We start from the raw sequence: 19,247 nt of genomic DNA on the forward strand, positions 1-19,247 counted from the left end.
GTATTTATCAATGACCTGATATTGAGATAATCCCTCCTCCAGACAATCCTTCACCGCTTGAAGCTTAAGTTCAGCACTGTAGCTTCGATTAGAAGGGCGACGCTCTAGCCCTTCATAACCATACACCTGATAACGACGCCGCCATTTCGCCAAGGTCGTTTTGGGGATGCCGTATTTCTTCGTTGCATCCTTCATGCCAATCTCGCCACTTGCTATTTCACCAAGGATAGCGAGTTTCTCCGATGTACCATATTTTTCCTTAAGCATGAAAAAACTCCCCTTACAGTAACAGGTTTTATTATTTCACCTGTCTACCGTATGGGGAGCATATCATTTTGCGGATAGCCCTCTTAAATATGATCTAGGCAATATATATAATAGAAGAGTTTTTTTGCTGCATTCAGATGCGAGATGCGTCTTTAATGCGTCTTTAAGGTGTTTTTTTGGACTTGATTGGCTTTGGCATTTCCATGCCGCCGATGAATTGGTGTTTGACCAGTGTATTAAAAGCATCCACATGAGGGGTCAGTGGCCGTCCGCCCCAAGACTCCACAGCATAATCATTCAGTTGGTTTACAAAATCCATATTGGCGGATATGTGGACCTCCTGCACCATAGGAGCAAGCTCGCGGATACGCTTGGCGATGGTCTGTTTAAGCTCAGGAGACAGCTCATTGTGGTCGTTGACCGAGAAATACGACTGATAGGGCCTGACGAGCAGCCGATTGTCCTCAAGCGGGCTGACACGGCTCGTGTTGTACGCGTCCTCTGGCTGCCCGCCGTTCAGTTGCTCACGATTGCCACCCGCTCCTCTTGCACCAACAGCGGTCCAATCAAGCACAATGCCGACATAAGCGTTTTTGTCCGTCAGCATGACGTTCGCTGAGGCGATGCCATTTAGTGCGGTCACCTTATTCGAGAGGGTATTGCTGTATTCGAAAAAAGCATTGTCATGCTGATGAGGATTGCTCGTCGTCGTTCCATACATTTTGCTGCCCAGCGTTTTCGGATCGCCGGCCTTCCTGCTGCCATAATCGTAGTCGCTTTGCTGTACTCGCTGCTCGTAGTTGCAGGCAGTGGATGAGCAAACGAGGAGGGCGCTGCATAATAACGCATAAATCATTCGATTTTTAGGCATTTAGATGTCCTCCATTCCTGCTGTAATAAGAATAGGGTTTGTAGGGAACGATTAAATATACGCAGGAAAAGCTATACAGATTTGACTTTGTGAACGGAAAGCCCGCGATTCTCGAAAAAAGCGCTTTAAAATAACGAATTTGACAGCTTTGCGAACAATTTGTGAACTCTCTGTGGAACATTGACAAATAAGGGCTTCAACTTTATATTTAATAAGGTATTAAGGTCGCAGAAGTTGTCATTTTTATTAGCTTAAAAACAAGCAGTTTGCCACAATTTCGGGGTGTTAACAGCTGCAAAAACGTCAAAAGTGGGGTTGATTATTGATGAATCGGTGGCAGTTTTTTAAACGGCTTGCGCCGCTTCTGGCCTTGATGGTATTGGTGCTGTCAGCATGCGGACGAGCAGATTTATCCGCGCTGAATCCCCAGGGGCCCGTAGCGCAAGAGCAATTCGGATTGATGAAGCTCGCATTTTCAATCATGGTCGGTGTAGTAGTGATTGTGTTCGCGCTTTGTTTGTTTGTCATTATCCGTTTTCGCAGACGCAGGGGAGATAAGTCGATTCCCAAGCAGGTCGAAGGTAGCCACAAGCTAGAGATTATTTGGACCGTAATTCCTATTATTCTCTTAATTATTTTGGGCGTTCCTACCGTACAGACCGTATTTAACCTGTCAAAGGATCATTCAAACGATCCAGATGCGGTTAAAGTAATCGTAACTTCACATCAATATTGGTGGGAATTCGAGTATCCGGAGCTGGGCATCAAGACTGCGCAGGAGCTGGTTATTCCGAAGGGCAAGACCATTACAATTGAAGCGAAGACAGCAGACGTGCTTCACTCGTTCTGGGTTCCTTCCCTTGCAGGTAAAATCGACACTAATCCTGGTGGTTCAACAAATAAAATGTTCTTCTCGGCACCAAAAGAAGGCGTTTACTTGGGCAAATGTGCCGAGCTTTGCGGACCTTCTCACGGTTTGATGGACTTCAAGGTGAAATCGGTTGATGATGCATCGTTCGACCGTTGGGCAGCAGCGCTTCAAGCGCCAGTAGCAATGCCAAGCGATCCGGTAGTCGCGGCTGCTTTCGAAAGCAAATGTCTCGTTTGCCACGCTGTAGGCGACAAAGGCGGACCATTGTACCCGAACCTTACAGGTATCGGTAGCCGTGATTCCGTTGGTGGTATCCTGATTAATACAGATGATCCTAAGTACTCCAATGAAGGTTCCACTTATGACAATCTTCATCGTTGGATCGAAAATCCAGATGACATTAAACCAGGCAATCTGATGGGCCAGATCGATCTGACGCAGCAAGAGCTTGATGGTATTGCGAAATACTTATCGGAATTAACATTGGACTACGAACAATAGATCATCAGTTATGAAAAGGAGGTACCAACTTGGCTCAAGGACACGCGGTTAAGCGTTACTCTGGTCTGATGGACTGGTTAACAACGGTTGACCACAAAAAAATCGGTATTTTATATTTGATCGCCGGCGGTTTTTTCTTTCTGGTCGGTGGTTTGGAAGCACTTCTTATTCGGATTCAGCTTTGGAAGCCGCTTAATGATTTCGTTAGTGCGGATACATACAATGAGCTGATTACTATGCACGGTACGACGATGATTTTCTTGGCAGCGATGCCGATGCTGTTTGCTTTAATGAATGCGGTCGTGCCGCTGCAAATCGGCGCACGCGACGTTGCCTTTCCTTTTGTAAATGCACTTGGCTTCTGGACGTTTTTCTTCGGAGCGGTATTATTGAATGTCAGCTGGTTTACAAGTACAGGTGCGCCAGCAGCAGGCTGGACGGCCTATGCACCACTTTCGGGGCCGGCGTTCAGTACTGGCCATGGGATGGACTATTATGTCCTAGGTCTCCAGATAGCGGGTATTGGTACGCTTATTGGGGGCATTAACTTCCTGGTAACGATTATTAATATGCGTGCTCCAGGCATGACCTTCATGCGGATGCCGTTGTTTACATGGACTTCGTTCATTACGTCGGCACTTATCTTGTTCGCTTTCCCTGCACTTGCTGTAGGCTTGGCAGCGCTGATGTTCGACAGGGTATTCGATGCCAACTTCTTCGACCCTAACAATGGCGGTAACGCTGTATTATGGGAGCATATTTTCTGGATTTTCGGACATCCTGAGGTATACATCCTCATCCTGCCTGCCTTCGGTGTTATTTCCGAGGTAATCAGTACCTTCTCGCGTAAACGCCTGTTCGGTTACAGCTCGATGGTATTCGCGACTATTCTGATCGGCTTTTTGGGCTTCATGGTTTGGGCGCATCACATGTTTACGACGGGTCTAGGCCCTGTTGCAAATGCCCTGTTCTCAATAGCAACGATGCTCATTGCAGTACCAACAGGTATCAAAATTTTTAACTGGATCTTTACTATGTGGGGCGGCTCGATCAAGTTTACGAGCGCTAACTTGTATGCCGTTGGATTCATTCCAACCTTCGTTATGGGTGGCGTTACAGGCGTTATGCTTGCAGCTGCACCAGCGGATTTCCAGTATCATGATACGTATTTCGTAGTCGCGCATTTCCACTACGTTATCGTAGGCGGTCTGATTTTAGGTATTTTCTCCGGCCTTCACTACTGGTGGCCTAAAATGTTCGGTCGCATTTTGAATGAAACGCTTGGAAAATGGACGTTCTGGATTTTCTACATCGGCTTCCATCTGACATTCTTTATTCAGCATTTCCTTGGATTGCTTGGTATGCCGCGTCGTATTTGGACGTACCTGGACGGTCTTGGATTTAATGAAATGAACCTGATTAGTACAATCGGTGCGATTATGATGGGTATTGGTACGATTATGTTCATTCTGAACGTAGTTATTACGAATGCAAAACCACAAAATGCAGCAGATGATCCTTGGGAGGATGGCCGTACGCTGGAATGGACGATTCCATCTCCGCCTCCTGAATATAACTTTAAGCAAACTCCGCTTGTTCGCGGCTACGATGCTTATTGGAAAGAAAAAATGGATGGACATAAAGGCATGACGCCTGCTGAGCCAATTGGCTCGATCCATATGCCGTCTCCTTCTATTCTGCCGTTCACAATGTCGCTTGGCTTGTTCATTACAGGCTTTGGCCTGATGTATTCGAGGGATTGGACGTTTATTACAGAACATATCGGTTTCTATGTTGCCGGTCTTGGCCTGTTAATTACGTTCGGAAGCATGTTCCTTCGCTCGGTATATGATGATCATGGTTTCCACATTGAGCCGGAAGAGTTGGAAGACAAGGGGGTTAAAGCATGAGTACACATTCACATGCAGAGGGGCATCTTCCTCATGAGCCCGAGAAAGCCACTCTTGAGGGCCGCAATAAAGTATTAGGCTTCTGGCTATTTCTTGGTGGTGAAACGGTATTGTTCGGAACGCTGTTCTCGGCGTTCCTTGCCCTTCGCCATCAAGTGCTGGATGGACCGCAGCCGAGCGAACTGTTTAAGCTTTCGCTCGTTGCAGCTGCGACTGCTATTTTGCTTACATCAAGCTTGACTAGCGTATTTGCTATCCAAGCGCTGCATAATCATAATGTAAAAGCGTTAATCAACTGGTTGATCGTAACCGTTGTGCTCGGACTTGGATTCCTTGGACTCGAAATTTATGAGTTTTATCACTATGTGCATGAAGGACATGGCTTTACGACAAGTGCGTTCAGTTCTTCCTTCTATACGCTAGTCGGATTCCACGGTGCTCACGTTGCGTTCGGTATCTTCTGGATTTCCAGTATTATCGGACAGTTGATGAAAAAGGGCCTTACCGTTGTTACCGCTCCTAAAGTGTATGTTGCAGGTATGTACTGGCACTTTATCGACGTAGTTTGGGTATTTATCTTCACCGTCGTTTATTTGATGGGAAAGGTGGTCTAGCCAAATGGCAAGCAATCACTCGACAGCTGAAGATCAGCGTCCTGTTCGCCACAACTCAGAAGGACCGAAGAAGCACATTATTGCTTTCATTTTCTCCATATTGCTTACACTCGTAGCATTTGCTGCGGTAGCGGCTGGCGAAATCAATAAAAGCTTCATCTACATCATTATTATGGGTTGCGCTATGCTCCAAGTTTTCGTACAAATGGCATTCTGGATGCATATGAAAGACCGCGGCCACTTATTTGCTACGGTCGGCATTCTTATGGGTGTATTCATTGCATTTACGTGTATCATTATGGCGGAATATTGGGTTTGGTGGTAATACGGATTTACAATTGCACAGAGGAGGGGTCCCGGGTGGGTTCCCTCCTCTTTTGCAGAAGATAAAGGGAGGTTGCAGCCATGCTTGGCCTGGAATATTTCAGTTTTGAAGAGTTGTGGACCCCATGGTATATGTTCGGTACAATTGCAGTCATTATTTTGTATTTTTATTTGAACGGACCATGGCGGGAGAAGCACGCACCGCTTGAGGCGTCTGCAACAGGCAAGCAGCGGTTTATGTTTGTTGTTTCAGCTATTCTCTATTATTTGTGCAATGGCGGGCCGCTTAATTTCCTGGGACATTTAATGTTTACCTTCCATATGTTCAATATGTCGATTTCGTATCTCATTGTGCCGCCGATGCTTATTTTATCGATACCCGCATTTATGTGGCGCAAGCTGTTTGCTTCGAAAAAATGGCGTTCACTTAATTTCTTAATGAATCCTATTTTATCGCTGCTTCTGTTTAATCTATTGTTTTCTTTTTACCATGTACCAGTCATACATGACTTTGTCATGACCCATTATACGATTCACCGTATCTATTATTTTGTTATGCTAATTGCTGCGATTATGATGTGGTGGCAGATTGCATGTCCCGTGCCGGAATGGAATCGCCTGACGGATTTGAAGAAGATGGCGTATGTTTTCGCGAATGGCATTTTGCTGACTCCCGCGTGCGCCTTAATTATATTTGCAAGCACTCCCTTATATGCCGTATACAACGATCCAAACGTCTGGGTTCAAGCGATGGGCTATTGTGTTTCGGGTGATCCAACTAGGCTGCTTACGATGTTCGACGGCCCTCAGTTTTTCAATTTAATGGAAGTAGTAGAGGATCAGCAGCTTGGCGGCATCGTCATGAAGCTATTGCAAGAGTTGATGTACGGCATTATACTGGCGTATATATTCTCTCAATGGTACAAGCGTGAGCATAAAGAAGACGATTTGCCAAATAGCAATACAGGTACGGCATAATATACATGCGGATTTACTATTTTACCGATATAGGTGGGATCGACATTGGATTGGTATTTTATTCTCCCTACAATAAGCACATCGTTTATCGTTATTAGTGCGATTCTGGTTGCAATTGGTTGGGGACTGATTATTAAGCGGAAGGTTGAGGCGCATAAGAAAGTGATGATCGCAGCTGCTATTGCAGCCATCATCTTCTTTATTATATACTCCTCACGGACAATCGTTGTCGGCAATACCACATGGGGTGGACCTGAAAGCATGCATCTCTATTATGTTATCTTTCTGATTTTCCATATTACGCTCGCAACGGTAGCAGCGGTATTCGGAATTACGACGCTGGTGCTAGGCTTCAAGAGCAAATATGCCAAGCATCGCAAATGGGGCCGCGTAACGTCGATCATCTGGTTTTTCACGGCGATTACCGGAGTTATTGTTTATGTGCTGCTTTATTTATTGTACCCAGGCGGCCATACGAAGCCGATGATTGATGCTATATTTGGCCTATAAGGTTGATTACGACAAGGAAGCCGCGAAGCTGATTCGCGGCTTTGCTGTATTAAGGGGGGACTTCCCGTGTCCAGAGAAATTCGTGCAGATGAGCTAACGGCACTCAAGGAAATTGCGGAGATGCTCAATTCGATGAATGATATGAAGGTCATGCTGAATGCGGTGCTGGTTAAGCTGCTTGAGGTCACGAGTTTTACGACAGGCTGGATCTTCTTGCTTGATGAGCATTCAGACAGCATATGTGCGGCCGCGCAAAATCTCCCCTCTACACTTGCAGCAAACGATAATGCAGCGATGTGCGGAGAAGGCTGCTGGTGCGTCGAAAGCTATCGCCAGAACAAGCTGAATCGCGCGGTCAACATTATTGAATGCTCACGAATCGTATATGCTGCGGAATATAACGCTGGCGATAAAGGCGGCTTGACGCATCATGCGACGGTGCCGCTGAAAGCAGGCACGGAGAGCTTTGGACTGCTGAATGCTGCGCAGGCGGGCAAAGAATTTTTTTCAAATGAGGAGCTTGCCCTGCTGCAGGCGGTTGCCTACCAGATAGGAACAGCGATTAAGCGTATCCGCCTATATCAGGCACAGGAGCGAAGTGCGCTGCTTTATGCGAAGCTTGGTGATGTCATTACGCGTATCCATGCCGTGCAGGACATTAGCCAGCTGCCTCTTAAAGCCATAGAACATATAGGTGAAGCGTTCGACTGGTCGCAAGTTGCTTTATTCGTGTATGAGCAGGACAAGCTGTCGCTTCGTGCCTATTACGATGGACGTGAGACGAGGGAAGGTTGGCAGCAGCTTGATTGCGAAAACGGGGGACTTGTTGCCGACGCTTTTCACCATAATCGTCTCGTCGTTGTTGCAGATAGCAAGGAGGAAGCGGTCGTCCCGCTAACAGCTAAGGGGCTAAAGGCATTCTCATCGGCCGTGGCGATTCCGCTGCGCAGAGGCAGCTGCCCGTTTGGTGTGTTGTTCATAAGCAGTAGGGAAAGTGGACATTTCAATCATTATCATGAGGAGTTTATGTATGCGCTAGGCGAGCATTTGACGCTCAGCATTGATAATTTAAGAGTGAATGAGCAGCGCCGGGAGCTTGCCCGCATGGAGGAGCGGATCCGAATGGCACGGGATTTGCATGATTCGGTCATGCAAAAAATATTTTCGCTGTCTTTTATCGCCAAAGGGGCAGAAAATATTCTCGGCGGGAAAGAGCCGATTGTGGAGCGCTCGCTTCAGGAAATTGCCAGCTTGTCGCAGGAAACACTGGGGGAGATGCGGACCCTTATCTGGCAGCTGCATCCTGCTGGCTTAGAGAATGGGCTTCTGCCTGCGCTAAAGCAGTACGGCGAAAGGATGGAGCTTATCGTACATACGGAGGCGGAAGGGCTGAAGGAGCTGCCCCGAGCGCTTGAGGAAGGGCTATGGCGAATTGGCCAGGAAGGGCTTAACAACATTCGAAAGCATGCAGGTGCGAATGAAGCCTATATTCGGCTGGTGAAATCAGAGCGGGCAGTATTGCTGGAGATAGAGGATCATGGGCGAGGTTTTTCGCCTGAACAGCTGCACGGACAGACGATGGGGATGCTGTCTATGCGTGAAAGAGCAGAGGCGCTCGGCGGCGAATTTATTATTCATAGCGAGAGAGGGCAGCTAACCGTTATTCGGGCGAGCATACCGCTGGCAGCAGAGGAGGGTGAACGGTGAAAATTAAGCTTTTACTCGTTGACGATCATCAAATTGTTTTGAAGGGCATTGCCTTCTTTTTGAATTTACAGCCGGATTTCGAAATTGTCGGAGAGGCAGCCAATGGTAAGGAAGCGGTGGAGAAAGCGGCCAAGCTCCAGCCGGATATTATCCTGATGGATTTGCAAATGCCTGTCATGGACGGGATTGAGGCAAGCCGAATCATTGCCGAGCAGCATCCGGCGATTAAAGTACTGGTGCTGACCAGCTTCGCAGACCGCAGCCATATTGTTCCTGCTCTTCAGACGGGGGCGATTGGCTATATGCTCAAGGATGTCGCACCGGATCAACTGGCGGAGGCCATACGCAGCGCTTATAAAGGCAATATTCAGCTGCATCCCGATATTTCTAGCGTGCTAATCGGAGGTGGAGCGCCGGCTACTCGGTTTGAAAGAACAGAGGATCGTTTATTGCATTCGCCGCCACAATTACAGTCGGAACCCGATTTATTACGCACGAAATCAGATCAATTAGCTTTCGCCTCGTTAACTCCTCGTGAAATGGAGGTGCTCAGGCAGCTGATGAAAGGGAAAAGCAATAAAGAAATTGCCCGGGCATTAGTCGTTGCTGAAAAAACAGTCAAAACCCATGTCAGCAGCATTCTTAGCAAGCTTGATGTAACCGATCGAACACAAGCCGCGCTGCGTGGCATTCATTATTTGGGTCCAGAGTCGTACGACTAGACCTAAGCCTTCCACGTCTCAATTCTAGCGACTTTCATGCTATTGACCGATGATTTGTGAGATGAAGGCTTGTAAAATGAAGCTTATTACAAATACACAATAGAGAAGTTGCCCACATTGAGCGCTTTTTTTACGGAGGGAATATTTATTATGAGCACTGTACTTTTTGTCAAAGCAAATGATCGTGGATTGGACCAAGCGGTGAGCGTGAAGCTTTATCAAGCTTTTCTTGACACCTATAAAGAGACGCATCCGAATGACGTCGTTACGGAGCTGGATTTGTTCCAAGAAGAGCTTCCGTATATGAATGCCAATATGATTAACGGCAATTTCAAAGCGCCACGCGGTTATGAGCTTACACCTGAGGAGCAAGCGGCAGTTGACGTTTCCGGCAAATATATCGATCAATTTCTTGCGGCGGACAAAGTTGTTTTCGGTTTCCCACTGTGGAATTTGACGATTCCTGCTGTGCTGCACACGTATATTGACTACATCTATCAAGCAGGCAAAACCTTTAAATATACAGAGCAAGGCCCGGTTGGCCTTATTCCTGATAAAAAGGTTGCTCTGCTGAATGCAAGAGGCGGCGTATACTCCGAAGGTCCAGCAGCGGCAGCTGAAATGTCCTTGAATTATGTCCGCAATATTATGCATTTTTTCGGTGTGACGAATTTCGAAATCGTCATTGCAGAAGGTCACAACCAGATGCCTAATGAAGCGGAAGCCATTGTTGCCCATGCGATTGAAGAAGCGAAAGCAGCAGCAGCACGCTTCTAAATTAGCAGTGATTGAGTCTATGTCCTCTGCACATAGGGAGCGGCTATCATACGCCCATCATCATACATTTTGAAAGCAGCAAAGCCTTGGCCTGAGCCTAATAAGCTCATGGCCAAGGCTTTTTTGATTTGCCGCTGATGTGTAGGAGAAGCGCATTTTAAAAAAGTAGCTGGGATGGATTGACAACCAAATGAGGTATGATTATACTGTGTATAAAGATATATACAGTATACAGAGTGACAGGAGGAAAACTTGTGAGTATGTGGCAAGGGGCATGGCATATTTTAATCTACGAATTGCGGAAGACACGCTGGAGTTTTCTAGGTTCGCTTTTTCTAGCTTTATATATGGCGATTGTGATGGGGGTATTGTATCGCTTTAACGCAACGGATGTTTTGGCAGGAGAATATTGGGCGATCGATTTTGTATTTCTCACGACGCTGCCTTGTCTCGGCTTCGTGCTAAGTCGCTCTAATATGAGCTGGCGCAATGATACCAATAGGGGAAAGCTGGCAGAATGGCGTACGATGCCTATTACTGTGCCGCAGCTAATCTGGGGCAGAATGCTGCAAATAGCGGTCATGCTGTTCCCGCTGCAAATTATTTTTTTCCTGATTCAATATTTTTTGGTGGATGGTTTAAGAGAGGCGATTTCTCCGGGCGCTTATCTGTTATATGGACTATTCTGGTTTTTATATTCGCTTGGCATTGCTGCTACGTATGCCATCTGGGAATATGGCTTTACGGGAAAAACGTACCTGGTTGTTTGCGTGTTGTATTGCATCATGTTTTTGCTTATCAGCGCTCTGCTCAGCTTCAATGGCATTTCCATCGTCAACTATGTGCTGACAGGACTTGAAGATGGGGAGTGGTGGTATTTGCTAGTTGGCCTGCTAATCAGTATGATCGGAATCGCCATCAGCTATAGGAGCCTTAAGCACCGGTTGGAAACACGCAGCTTTTAATAAGTAATTGAGTAAAAAAGCAAAGAAGGTGAAGCCGTGTGGCTGCCGATTCAAATGAATGAGCAAAGCGCTGAGCCGCTTTATTATCAAATAGAAGTACAGCTGAGAGCATTAATTGTCAGCGGGCAATTGGCCGAAGGGACGCTGCTCCCCTCCATTAGGGAGCTGGCGCAGTCGCTGAAATGCAGCGTCATCACGGTACGCCGGGTTTATCAGGACCTGGAGACGGAAGGACTGCTGCGAACGAGGCAGGGAACCGGCACCTACGTTGCAGCGGTTGAGCAGGATGATCGCGACCGTTACCGCTTAGTGGCTGTCGTCGAAGCATTCGAGACGGCGATAACAGCGGGACAGCGCGTTAAGTGCTCACGCGAGGAGTTGGATCAGATTTTTCACGAGCTGCTGGAGAAGCATTTTAAAGATCAAGCTTAGAGGGAGGACAAGAGATGGGCAACGAGATGGCTATTCACATACAAGAAGTAGAGCTGCGGCGTGAACGGTTTCAGCTAGGGCCTCTTTCATTGGAAGTGCCGAAGGGCTGCGTCACCGCAATTGTCGGTCCGAATGGCTCGGGCAAAAGCTCGACCTTCCGAATGCTGTTGAACCTGATCAAGCCGGACAAAGGCGAGTTGAGCGTTCTAGGTCATTCAATCGCAAACCAGAAGGATACCGGCTGGAAAAACAAAATCGGTTATGTGCCAGAGCTGTTTGGCAGCCATGAGGATAAGCTGAGAGCTTCGGACAAGACGGATTTTGTGCGAAAATGGTACCCGAATTGGGATGTAAACCTGTATCGTGAAATTTTGCGGATGTTCGAGGTCGATGACAGCATCAAGCTTGGCAAAATGTCCAAAGGGACGCGGCGCAAATATGAATTCGCGCTGGTGCTGGCCCATCGTCCCGAGCTGCTGCTGCTCGACGAGCCATCCTCTGGCTTCGATCCGCTGGCTTGGCGCAGCATGATGAGCTTTTTACACAACTATATGAATGATGGAGAACGAACGATTCTGATGGCTTCCCACATTGTGGATGAAGTGAAGCGGCTCGCGGATTATATTGTCTTTATGGTGCAGGGCCGAATACTGGGCATGTACGAGAAGGATGAGCTGCTCAGCAGCTGGCATATGTTTTATGTGAGTGGCAGCGAGCTTGCAGGTAAAGATGCGAAGAGTATGCCCGGCAATTGCGTGATGGAAGATGCAGGCTGCGGCAATGTGCGAATCATTACGCGGCAGGCAATGGAAACCGAGCGCTGGTGCGAGCGAGAAAATATCGAAATCATGGGGCGGCAGGCGCTCAATCTGGAGGATATTTTGGCCGTATTAATTGAACAGGACAGACAGCATATTAGAGCTTGATTTCAAGGAGGAAACGACGATGAAGCCATTAAAAATTGAACAAATTTATAAGCAATATGGCGATAAAACAGCGGTAAATGGCATTAGCCTGGAAGTAGGAGAAGGTGAAATTTACGGCCTGCTAGGTGCGAACGGCGCTGGCAAAACGACAACAATGCGAATGGTGCTGGGACTTATTTTTCCCGATGGGGGCCAAATTTTATATAACGGCAAGCCTTACAGCCATAATCAGCTGCAAATGCTCGGTTATTTGCCGGAGGAGCGGGGGATGTATCCTCGTGTTCGTGTAAGCGACCAGCTGTTGTATTTGGCGAAGCTGCGGGGGATGTCCAAGCGGGATGCGGATCAAAGCTTAAAGTATTGGCTGGAAAAATTCGGCGTGCCGGAATATTACAATAAGAAGCTGGAGGAGCTGTCGAAGGGCAACCAGCAAAAAATTCAGTTTATCGCATCGGTCATTCATAAGCCGAAAATCGTCATTTTGGATGAAGCTTTTAGCGGGCTTGACCCGGTGAATGTGGAGCTGCTTAAGGCGGCGGTGAAAGAGCTGCGTGAAGAAGGCACGACCATGCTGTTCTCGACACACCGCATGGAGCATGTGGAGGAGCTGTGCCGCAATATTACGATTATGCACCGTTCGAACGCTGTGCTGCAGGGTAATCTCAAGGAGCTCAAGGGTCAGTATCCACGCGAGCGCGTCATGCTGGGAACCGAGCGCACCGTGAAGGGGCTTGAGACGCTTGAAGGTGTTACACATGTGCAGCGAAATGAATCCGGATATGAAATTCGGATTGAGAACGAAGCAGCGGGCGGGCTTATTTTACGCCATGCGATGGAACAAACGGAAGTTCGGCGGTTTGAAATTATGGAGCCAACCTTAAACGAAATCTTTATAAAATTGGTAGGTGAAAATCATGAGTAATTTTTGGACAGTCGTCAGCTTTACCGTTCGCAATAAGTTTCGGACAAAATCGTTTTTGATTACGACGTTGATCTTTGCCATTCTCATTAGTGTTGGTGCAAATTTGCCTTATCTCATTTCTTTATTCAATAACGATGGGGTGAAGACGGCTTCTATTGGCTATATTGTGGCGGAGACAGGAAATGGGGCAGAAGGCGCTAAGCTTGCCGAGCAGCTCAAAGCCTATTATACGCAGCAGGAGCAGCCAAATGTTGTGCTGGTTGATTTTGCAGATACAGGGACCGATGCTGGCAATGAGCAAGCGCTTAAGCAAGGCATTATCGATCAGAAAATTAAAGGGTATTTGACCTTTGGCGACGTTCAGGCAAACGGCCTGCCAGCTGTAACTTATAAATCCGAGAAGCTGCTGGATGAATCCACGACCCGTTCGCTGCAAGGGGCGCTGCAAAACATACGCACCGAAATGATTTTCAAGGAAGCCGGGCTGAGCGAGGAGCAGAAGGTGCAGCTGTTCGCGCCGGTTTCGATTGAAACGATGCAAATTGCTGCGGAAGCGGGCGCGGGGTCTAACGCCGACGGACTATCGCCTGAGCAGCAGGCGGTCAATATGGGACTCGTATCGATTATCGTCATTATGCTGTTCTTTGTTATTATGGTGACGGGGCAGCTGATTGCGACAGAAATTACATCGGAAAAAGGCTCGCGGGTTATGGAAATTCTCATTACTAGCGTATCGCCACTGACGCAAATGTTCGGAAAAGTGTTCGGGATGTTCCTCATTGGCTTGTTCCAACTGGTGCTGTATGGAGCCGTTATGATTCTTAATTTATCGATGCCGCAAAATAAAGATGCATTTATGAATTGGAATATTCATTTCGATCAAATTGATCCGTCGCTGATTGTGTATGCGGTCATCTACTACTTGGCAGGCTATTTCCTTTATGCAATGCTGTATGCAGCGATTGGCTCTATTGTGAGCCGGACGGAGGATTTGGCTCAGGCGGTCATGCCGATTACGATTTTGTCGCTGGCAGGCTTCTATATTAGCACGTTCAGCATATCGAATCCGGACACGCTGCTCGTTAAAATTGCTTCATATGTTCCGTTCTTCTCGCCATTCGTCATGATGCTGCGAATTGGACTGACGAACCCGCCAGTGTGGCAGGTGCTGCTGTCCTTGGGCATTTTGTTCGTATCCATCTACATCTTCGGCTGGCTGGGAGCGAAAATCTATCGCACCGGCGTCCTGATGTACGGCAAACGCCCTACTTTTAAGGAGCTGCGCAAAGCGATGCGGGCTTATAAAATTTAACCGTTAGTTGCCATTCATCCTGTGAGTAACAGTAATAAATGAGACTGATTTCATCAATAGATGAGACAAATTACAGTAATAAATGAGACTTAAATCTGCCCTGATAAGATCAAGAACGTTGATCTATCAGGGTTTTTCACGTTTAGAATCAAAAGATAATTTATTATTGGTAACTTGGTTATTTGCATGATAAGCAAGTCGTAATTTATTGTTATAAGTGAGACTTACCAAGGATAGCGGCTTCCTGCTGTCGCTCAAGAACAACCTAATTTTGATTCTGGTTGTGCCAGTCACCTACTGGATCCGTATGTTGATTTCATGGATGAGAAGCATCACGAAATAACAATCAGTGTTTTTTATTGTTTTAGATGTGTAGAAGTGTAATGATTTTTAGTTCAATATGTTCTTACTATTTTTAAACTTATGAATATAATTATGCTTATCTATAGTCTTTACTCTATCTACTTATTATTAAAACTACATTTACATGGAAGCGTATGGAATTTCCTTTGCTACGGTAAATGATATACAATAAATTTAAAAAACATGATCCTTGTAGTTATGAAATTGTCCTACTATATAGAACTTCCGTGGAATGAGGTGCACGATGAATCAAATATTACTGGTTGAAGATGATGATAATTTTGTGTTCGGTATTAAATACACCTTAACTAGCGAAGGGTATACTGTTATTCTTGCAGGCAGCTTACAAGAAGCAAGAAAGGCATTAGAGACATGCGCTGTCGATCTTATTTTGTTAGACGTTAATTTGCCTGATGGATCAGGTTATGAAATGTGCAAGGAAATCCGGGCATCGTCCCAAGTTCCTATTATATTTTTGACGGCCTTGGATGAGGAGACCAATGTTGTTGGACTTGATTTTGGTGCGGATGATTATATGACCAAGCCTATCCGGACCAAAGAACTCCTCTCCAGAATTAAAGCCGTATTAAGACGCAATAATAATATAGAAAAATCAAATATGTGGGAATCCGGCGACGTTCAGGTTCGAGTTCTCGAAGGAACTGTCTTCAAAAACAATAAAGAAATTATACTGACGGGGCTGGAGTATCGACTGCTGTTGATGTTAATCACTCACCCCAAACAAATTTGCAGCAGGAGCTCCATTCTGAATAGTTTATGGGATATGTCGGGAGAATTCATCGATGACAACACCCTCTCTCTCGGTTCACATCAGAAGGTTAAGGGAGAGATTGGAGGATGTGCCTGCTACGCCCCAATATATCATCACCTTTCGAGGAGTCGGATACAAATGAAATGCGGAAGTAGTAGGGAGATGAACCATGATTGAAGTCATCCGGAATCCAGAGTGGAAGTCCATCGCCGTCAAAGCACTTGCTTTGCAGCTTCTTTTGTCCCTATTCATGTTCTTTTTTATAAATAGTCAAGTCGGTAGCATAAATCAGACCATTGTGGACCAGAATGCAGCGCTGATTGGGTATGTTTTGAAGAAACAGCCCCAAGTTGAAAATGAAATTATTCACTATATCACCCAGGGAGCGGAAGAAAGTGAAATCACAGAAGGCAAACGGATATTGGAGCAGTACGGGTATAAAGAGGATATGTCCGTAGAAGATCAGCCAGCACTTTCAGGCATCGCATTGCCAATGAATACGGCAGCTCTGGTTTTGCTTTTTGTCATTCCGTTCATGCTATTGTTGCTATGGGAATATCGTAAATTATTTGACAAGATCAAAACCGTTGCTGTTGCTGCGGAGCAGGTCGTAGAACGTCAATTTGACAAACCGCTGCCAGAGAACGAAGAAGGAGACTTTGGTTCATTAGGACGCAGCTTCAACGCCATGGCTGGAAGGCTAAATAACAGTCTTGAGCAACTTAAACAAGAAAAAACCTTTCTGCATAATTTGCTATCCGACATTTCGCATCAACTCAAAACGCCGCTAGCATCACTAATTGTTTTCAATGAAAATTTGCTGAACGACCCCAAAATGAAGGAAGAAATGAAAGTCACATTTCTGGAACGAAGCCGGCAACAACTTGAACGAATGGAATGGCTCATCGTTAGTTTACTGAAGCTGGCACGGGTCGAAGCGGGAGCAATTCTGTTTCACGATGAAGTGATTCGAATGAGAGAGTTGATCGAAAATGCTGTACAGTCGTTACGATTGTTATCCGTGCAGAAGATGCAGAAGATCTACATCCGTGGTGGCGATGAAATACTCGTACAGGCGGATGAAGAGTGGCTGACAGAAGCATTTATCAATCTGATTAAAAATGCACTGGAGCACACCCCAAAGGAGGGAGAAATCCATATTGTTTTGGAGGTAACCCCCTTATTTTATACGGTGATCATTCGAGATCATGGAGAAGGCATCTCTCCGGAGGATCTGCCTCATATTTTCAAACGATTTTATAGAGGAAGAAGTACCGCAAAACCTCAAAGTATTGGCATCGGTTTGTCTTTAACCAAGTTAATCATTGAAGAACAAGGCGGTATAATAACCGTTGCTAGTAAGCGAGGAGAAGGAACTGAATTCAGGATCTCGTTTCTTAAAGGTAGTCGATAAGAGGAAGCTTACGAAAACGTAAGCTTCCTCTTCATCTTATCGTAAGCTTCGACACTTAAAATAACAAACAAACATAGTGAATAAAAAAACTTGGAGGGATAACAGGTGGAAATACTTAAAACCATAAATTTATGCAAATCCTATGGAAGTGCAGAGGTTAAAGTTGAGGCATTGAAAAATGTCAATTTGTCAGTCAAGCAGGGAGAATTTGTAGCGATAGTGGGCGCTAGCGGCTCCGGAAAAAGCTCCTTGCTGCATCTGTTAGGGGGAGTGGACCAACCGACAAGTGGCCAGGTAATTATCGATGGCACTGAACTTTACACCAAAAGCGAAGAAGAACTTGCCCTATTCAGAAGGCGTAAAATTGGATTTATTTTTCAATCGTACAATCTGATCCCGGTCCTTTCCGCGGAGGAAAATGTTAAGCTGCCGATGTTGCTCGAAAACAAAAAAGTGGATGAAGCATATCTTGAGGAATTGCTAGATATTTTAGGGCTGATTAACCGAAGGCATCATCTTCCTTCTGAATTATCAGGTGGTCAACAGCAAAGAACAGCTATTGGCCGAGCCTTAATCAACAAACCTTCCATTATTTTGGCTGATGAACCAACCGGTAATCTTGATAGCAAACACAGCAAGGAAATTGTCGATCTACTTACCTTTTCCGTTAAAAAATACAATCAAACCTTGATTATGATCACACATGATTTGAATATTGCTCAGCGAGCGGATCGAGTCGTGAAGATCGAAGATGGTTTTCTACAGCAAAATGAGGTGAGTGAAGAGTGAATAACTATACCGGCCTTACCCTGAAATATTTAAAGGGTCAGAAAAAAAGATCATTACTGACGATATTAGGCATTGTATTGTCGGTTACACTGCTCACATCGATTGGAACCATTGGTCTGAGCTATCACGACCAGTTAATCAGACAAACCATACGGGACTTCGGAGATTACCATGTGTCCTTCAATAATATATCAGGAGATGCTGTCCCAAAAGTAAATAATAATGCAATGGTAAAAAGTACGGGAGTTATCAGCCGAGAAGGCTATGCTACCATTCGTGAAACGGATGTGAAAGAAAAGCGGGAAAATCCGTATGCCGCACCCTATCGGTACCTGAATGTAAAGGGTTATGATACGGATGCGATGAACATGCTTCAGGTACAGTTAGACTCAGGCAGACTGCCGGAAAATCCGAATGAAATTATCCTTTCTTCACGGAGTTTGGGGTATTTTTCAGAAAAACCAAAACTTGGTGACAGTATCAAACTAAACCTCGGCATTCGGAAGGTAGCATCGACCGGTAAAGCAAGAAAGATTGATGGAATGGGTGATTTTGGTTGGAGCCTGGATGAAGCCTTTCAAGCCCAAACACAACGCGAATTCAAGGTAGTCGGATTTATGAAGGAGATAGGCCGCGGTAATTGGTCTTCCACATTCATCTTACCAGCCATAACTTTTAATGATAACAAGACGATTGATGAGAAGAAAAAGTACTTCATTTACGTCAAGATGAAAACCGTGGATCAAATTAAAGAAAAGACGGAAGCTATCTTGTCGTCATTACGTGTTAGTGATGTTGAGCAAGATTCTGCCAAGCAACTGAATCGGGAATACAGTATTGATAATTTGAGAATTGAGTATAATAATGAGTTGCTAAAGCTGTATGGCAAAAGCACGTATGAAGGAGTGAATAAAAGCTTCATACTGGCTTACGCCGCTGTCATCGCGATTATTATAATTTGCACCATAGCGGTTATTTATAATATATTTCATATTTCTGTGCTAGAGCGGATTTCACAATTTGGTATTCTACGGTGCATTGGAGCTACGCCTTCTCAAATTCGCAAAATTGTGTTTAAAGAAGCGATGCTTTTGAGCTTGATCGGTATTCCAATTGGTATCTTCACAGGAACCATTTTTATGAAGCTCTTGTTTTACAACATCAGCTTTTTAGAGTTAGGTTTTTTTAATGATATGAAGATGGTCATTTCCTTGCCGATTTTATTCTCAGTTGGTTTATTAGGGTTGCTGAGCGTCTATCTTTCCGCCATTGGACCAGCAAGACAGGCATCTCGAGTATC

Annotated in this window: 20 protein-coding genes; 18 read left to right on the forward strand and 2 right to left on the reverse strand. The window is 45.6% G+C overall.

The genetic code is table 11. The features are described 5' to 3' along the window. Both WH37_RS32435 and WH37_RS32440 read right to left on the reverse strand, forming a co-directional pair. On the reverse strand, window positions 1–267 hold a 267-nt coding region (locus WH37_RS32435; RefSeq protein ID WP_046234809.1), incomplete at its 3' end, for a helix-turn-helix domain-containing protein. 163 nt (window positions 268–430) lie between these two features. Next, window positions 431–1,138, reverse strand: a complete 708-nt coding sequence (locus tag WH37_RS32440) for a hypothetical protein (RefSeq protein ID WP_046234810.1) — start codon at window positions 1,136–1,138, stop codon at window positions 431–433. 322 nt (window positions 1,139–1,460) lie between these two features. Here WH37_RS32440 and coxB point away from each other — a divergent pair, with 322 nt between their 5' ends. The 18 genes from coxB to WH37_RS32530 form a co-directional block, all read left to right on the forward strand. Next, window positions 1,461–2,510 (forward strand): cytochrome c oxidase subunit II, encoded by a 1,050-nt coding sequence (gene coxB, locus WH37_RS32445; RefSeq protein WP_046234811.1) that lies wholly within the window; start codon window positions 1,461–1,463, stop codon window positions 2,508–2,510. 68 nt (window positions 2,511–2,578) lie between these two features. Continuing rightward, on the forward strand, window positions 2,579–4,420 hold the full coding sequence (gene ctaD, locus WH37_RS32450; protein ID WP_143088756.1) for a cytochrome c oxidase subunit I: 1,842 nt from the start codon (window positions 2,579–2,581) through the stop codon (window positions 4,418–4,420). Then, on the forward strand, window positions 4,417–5,034 hold the full coding sequence (locus WH37_RS32455; RefSeq protein WP_046234813.1) for a cytochrome (ubi)quinol oxidase subunit III: 618 nt from the start codon (window positions 4,417–4,419) through the stop codon (window positions 5,032–5,034). The genes ctaD and WH37_RS32455 overlap by 4 nt, the downstream gene beginning before the upstream one ends. 4 nt (window positions 5,035–5,038) lie before the next feature. After that, complete coding sequence (locus WH37_RS32460; RefSeq protein ID WP_046234814.1) at window positions 5,039–5,359, forward strand: cytochrome C oxidase subunit IV family protein; 321 nt, start codon at window positions 5,039–5,041, stop codon at window positions 5,357–5,359. A gap of 80 nt (window positions 5,360–5,439) precedes the next feature. Continuing rightward, window positions 5,440–6,336: a cytochrome c oxidase assembly factor CtaG gene (gene ctaG, locus WH37_RS32465; protein ID WP_046234815.1), complete on the forward strand. Its 897-nt coding sequence runs from the start codon at window positions 5,440–5,442 to the stop codon at window positions 6,334–6,336. A gap of 45 nt (window positions 6,337–6,381) precedes the next feature. Further along, entirely contained in the window at window positions 6,382–6,846 is a 465-nt protein-coding gene (locus WH37_RS32470) for a DUF420 domain-containing protein (RefSeq protein WP_046234816.1), read from the forward strand. 66 nt (window positions 6,847–6,912) lie between these two features. Further along, complete coding sequence (locus tag WH37_RS32475) at window positions 6,913–8,553, forward strand: GAF domain-containing sensor histidine kinase (protein ID WP_046234817.1); 1,641 nt, start codon at window positions 6,913–6,915, stop codon at window positions 8,551–8,553. After that, window positions 8,550–9,275 carry a response regulator gene (locus WH37_RS32480; protein ID WP_046234818.1) on the forward strand — a complete coding sequence of 242 codons (726 nt, stop codon included), beginning with the start codon at window positions 8,550–8,552 and terminating at the stop codon, window positions 9,273–9,275. The genes WH37_RS32475 and WH37_RS32480 overlap by 4 nt, the downstream gene beginning before the upstream one ends. Window positions 9,276–9,425: 150 nt before the next feature. Then, entirely contained in the window at window positions 9,426–10,052 is a 627-nt protein-coding gene (locus WH37_RS32485) for an FMN-dependent NADH-azoreductase (protein WP_046234827.1), read from the forward strand. Between the two features lie 254 nt (window positions 10,053–10,306). Beyond that, complete coding sequence (locus WH37_RS32490) at window positions 10,307–11,017, forward strand: hypothetical protein (RefSeq protein ID WP_143088755.1); 711 nt, start codon at window positions 10,307–10,309, stop codon at window positions 11,015–11,017. Between the two features lie 36 nt (window positions 11,018–11,053). Next, entirely contained in the window at window positions 11,054–11,449 is a 396-nt protein-coding gene (locus tag WH37_RS32495) for a GntR family transcriptional regulator (RefSeq protein ID WP_046234820.1), read from the forward strand. A 14-nt stretch (window positions 11,450–11,463) separates the two neighbouring features. Beyond that, window positions 11,464–12,375 (forward strand): ABC transporter ATP-binding protein, encoded by a 912-nt coding sequence (locus WH37_RS32500; protein WP_046234821.1) that lies wholly within the window; start codon window positions 11,464–11,466, stop codon window positions 12,373–12,375. Between the two features lie 19 nt (window positions 12,376–12,394). Beyond that, complete coding sequence (locus WH37_RS32505; RefSeq protein WP_046234822.1) at window positions 12,395–13,297, forward strand: ABC transporter ATP-binding protein; 903 nt, start codon at window positions 12,395–12,397, stop codon at window positions 13,295–13,297. Continuing rightward, complete coding sequence (locus tag WH37_RS32510) at window positions 13,290–14,609, forward strand: ABC transporter permease (RefSeq protein WP_046234823.1); 1,320 nt, start codon at window positions 13,290–13,292, stop codon at window positions 14,607–14,609. The genes WH37_RS32505 and WH37_RS32510 overlap by 8 nt, the downstream gene beginning before the upstream one ends. Before the next feature lie 607 nt (window positions 14,610–15,216). Continuing rightward, a complete protein-coding gene (locus WH37_RS32515) occupies window positions 15,217–15,921 on the forward strand; it encodes a response regulator transcription factor (protein ID WP_425320171.1) in 705 nt (234 codons plus the stop codon). Then, complete coding sequence (locus tag WH37_RS32520) at window positions 15,914–17,158, forward strand: HAMP domain-containing sensor histidine kinase (protein ID WP_046234824.1); 1,245 nt, start codon at window positions 15,914–15,916, stop codon at window positions 17,156–17,158. The genes WH37_RS32515 and WH37_RS32520 overlap by 8 nt, the downstream gene beginning before the upstream one ends. Window positions 17,159–17,263: 105 nt before the next feature. Further along, window positions 17,264–17,947, forward strand: a complete 684-nt coding sequence (locus tag WH37_RS32525; RefSeq protein ID WP_046234825.1) for an ABC transporter ATP-binding protein — start codon at window positions 17,264–17,266, stop codon at window positions 17,945–17,947. After that, window positions 17,944–19,247: ABC transporter permease (locus WH37_RS32530; protein ID WP_046234826.1), on the forward strand; the 1,304-nt coding region annotated here is incomplete at its 3' end. The genes WH37_RS32525 and WH37_RS32530, both read left to right, overlap by 4 nt.

Source organism: Paenibacillus algorifonticola (genome assembly GCF_000971975.1).
Taxonomy (GTDB): Bacteria; Bacillota; Bacilli; order Paenibacillales; family Paenibacillaceae; genus Pristimantibacillus; species Pristimantibacillus algorifonticola.

Excerpts from the sequence above, each read along its gene's own strand:
- WH37_RS32440 (WP_046234810.1), bottom strand. The coding sequence starts at position 1,138 with ATGCCTAAAAATCGAATGATTTATGCGTTATTATGCAGCGCCCTCCTC.
- ctaD (WP_143088756.1), top strand. The coding sequence starts at position 2,579 with ATGGACTGGTTAACAACGGTTGACCACAAAAAAATCGGTATTTTATAT.
- WH37_RS32455 (WP_046234813.1), top strand. The coding sequence starts at position 4,417 with ATGAGTACACATTCACATGCAGAGGGGCATCTTCCTCATGAGCCCGAG.
- WH37_RS32460 (WP_046234814.1), top strand. The coding sequence starts at position 5,039 with ATGGCAAGCAATCACTCGACAGCTGAAGATCAGCGTCCTGTTCGCCAC.
- ctaG (WP_046234815.1), top strand. The coding sequence starts at position 5,440 with ATGCTTGGCCTGGAATATTTCAGTTTTGAAGAGTTGTGGACCCCATGG.
- WH37_RS32485 (WP_046234827.1), top strand. The coding sequence starts at position 9,426 with ATGAGCACTGTACTTTTTGTCAAAGCAAATGATCGTGGATTGGACCAA.
- WH37_RS32500 (WP_046234821.1), top strand. The coding sequence starts at position 11,464 with ATGGGCAACGAGATGGCTATTCACATACAAGAAGTAGAGCTGCGGCGT.
- WH37_RS32505 (WP_046234822.1), top strand. The coding sequence starts at position 12,395 with ATGAAGCCATTAAAAATTGAACAAATTTATAAGCAATATGGCGATAAA.
- WH37_RS32510 (WP_046234823.1), top strand. The coding sequence starts at position 13,290 with ATGAGTAATTTTTGGACAGTCGTCAGCTTTACCGTTCGCAATAAGTTT.
- WH37_RS32515 (WP_425320171.1), top strand. The coding sequence starts at position 15,217 with ATGAATCAAATATTACTGGTTGAAGATGATGATAATTTTGTGTTCGGT.
- WH37_RS32520 (WP_046234824.1), top strand. The coding sequence starts at position 15,914 with ATGATTGAAGTCATCCGGAATCCAGAGTGGAAGTCCATCGCCGTCAAA.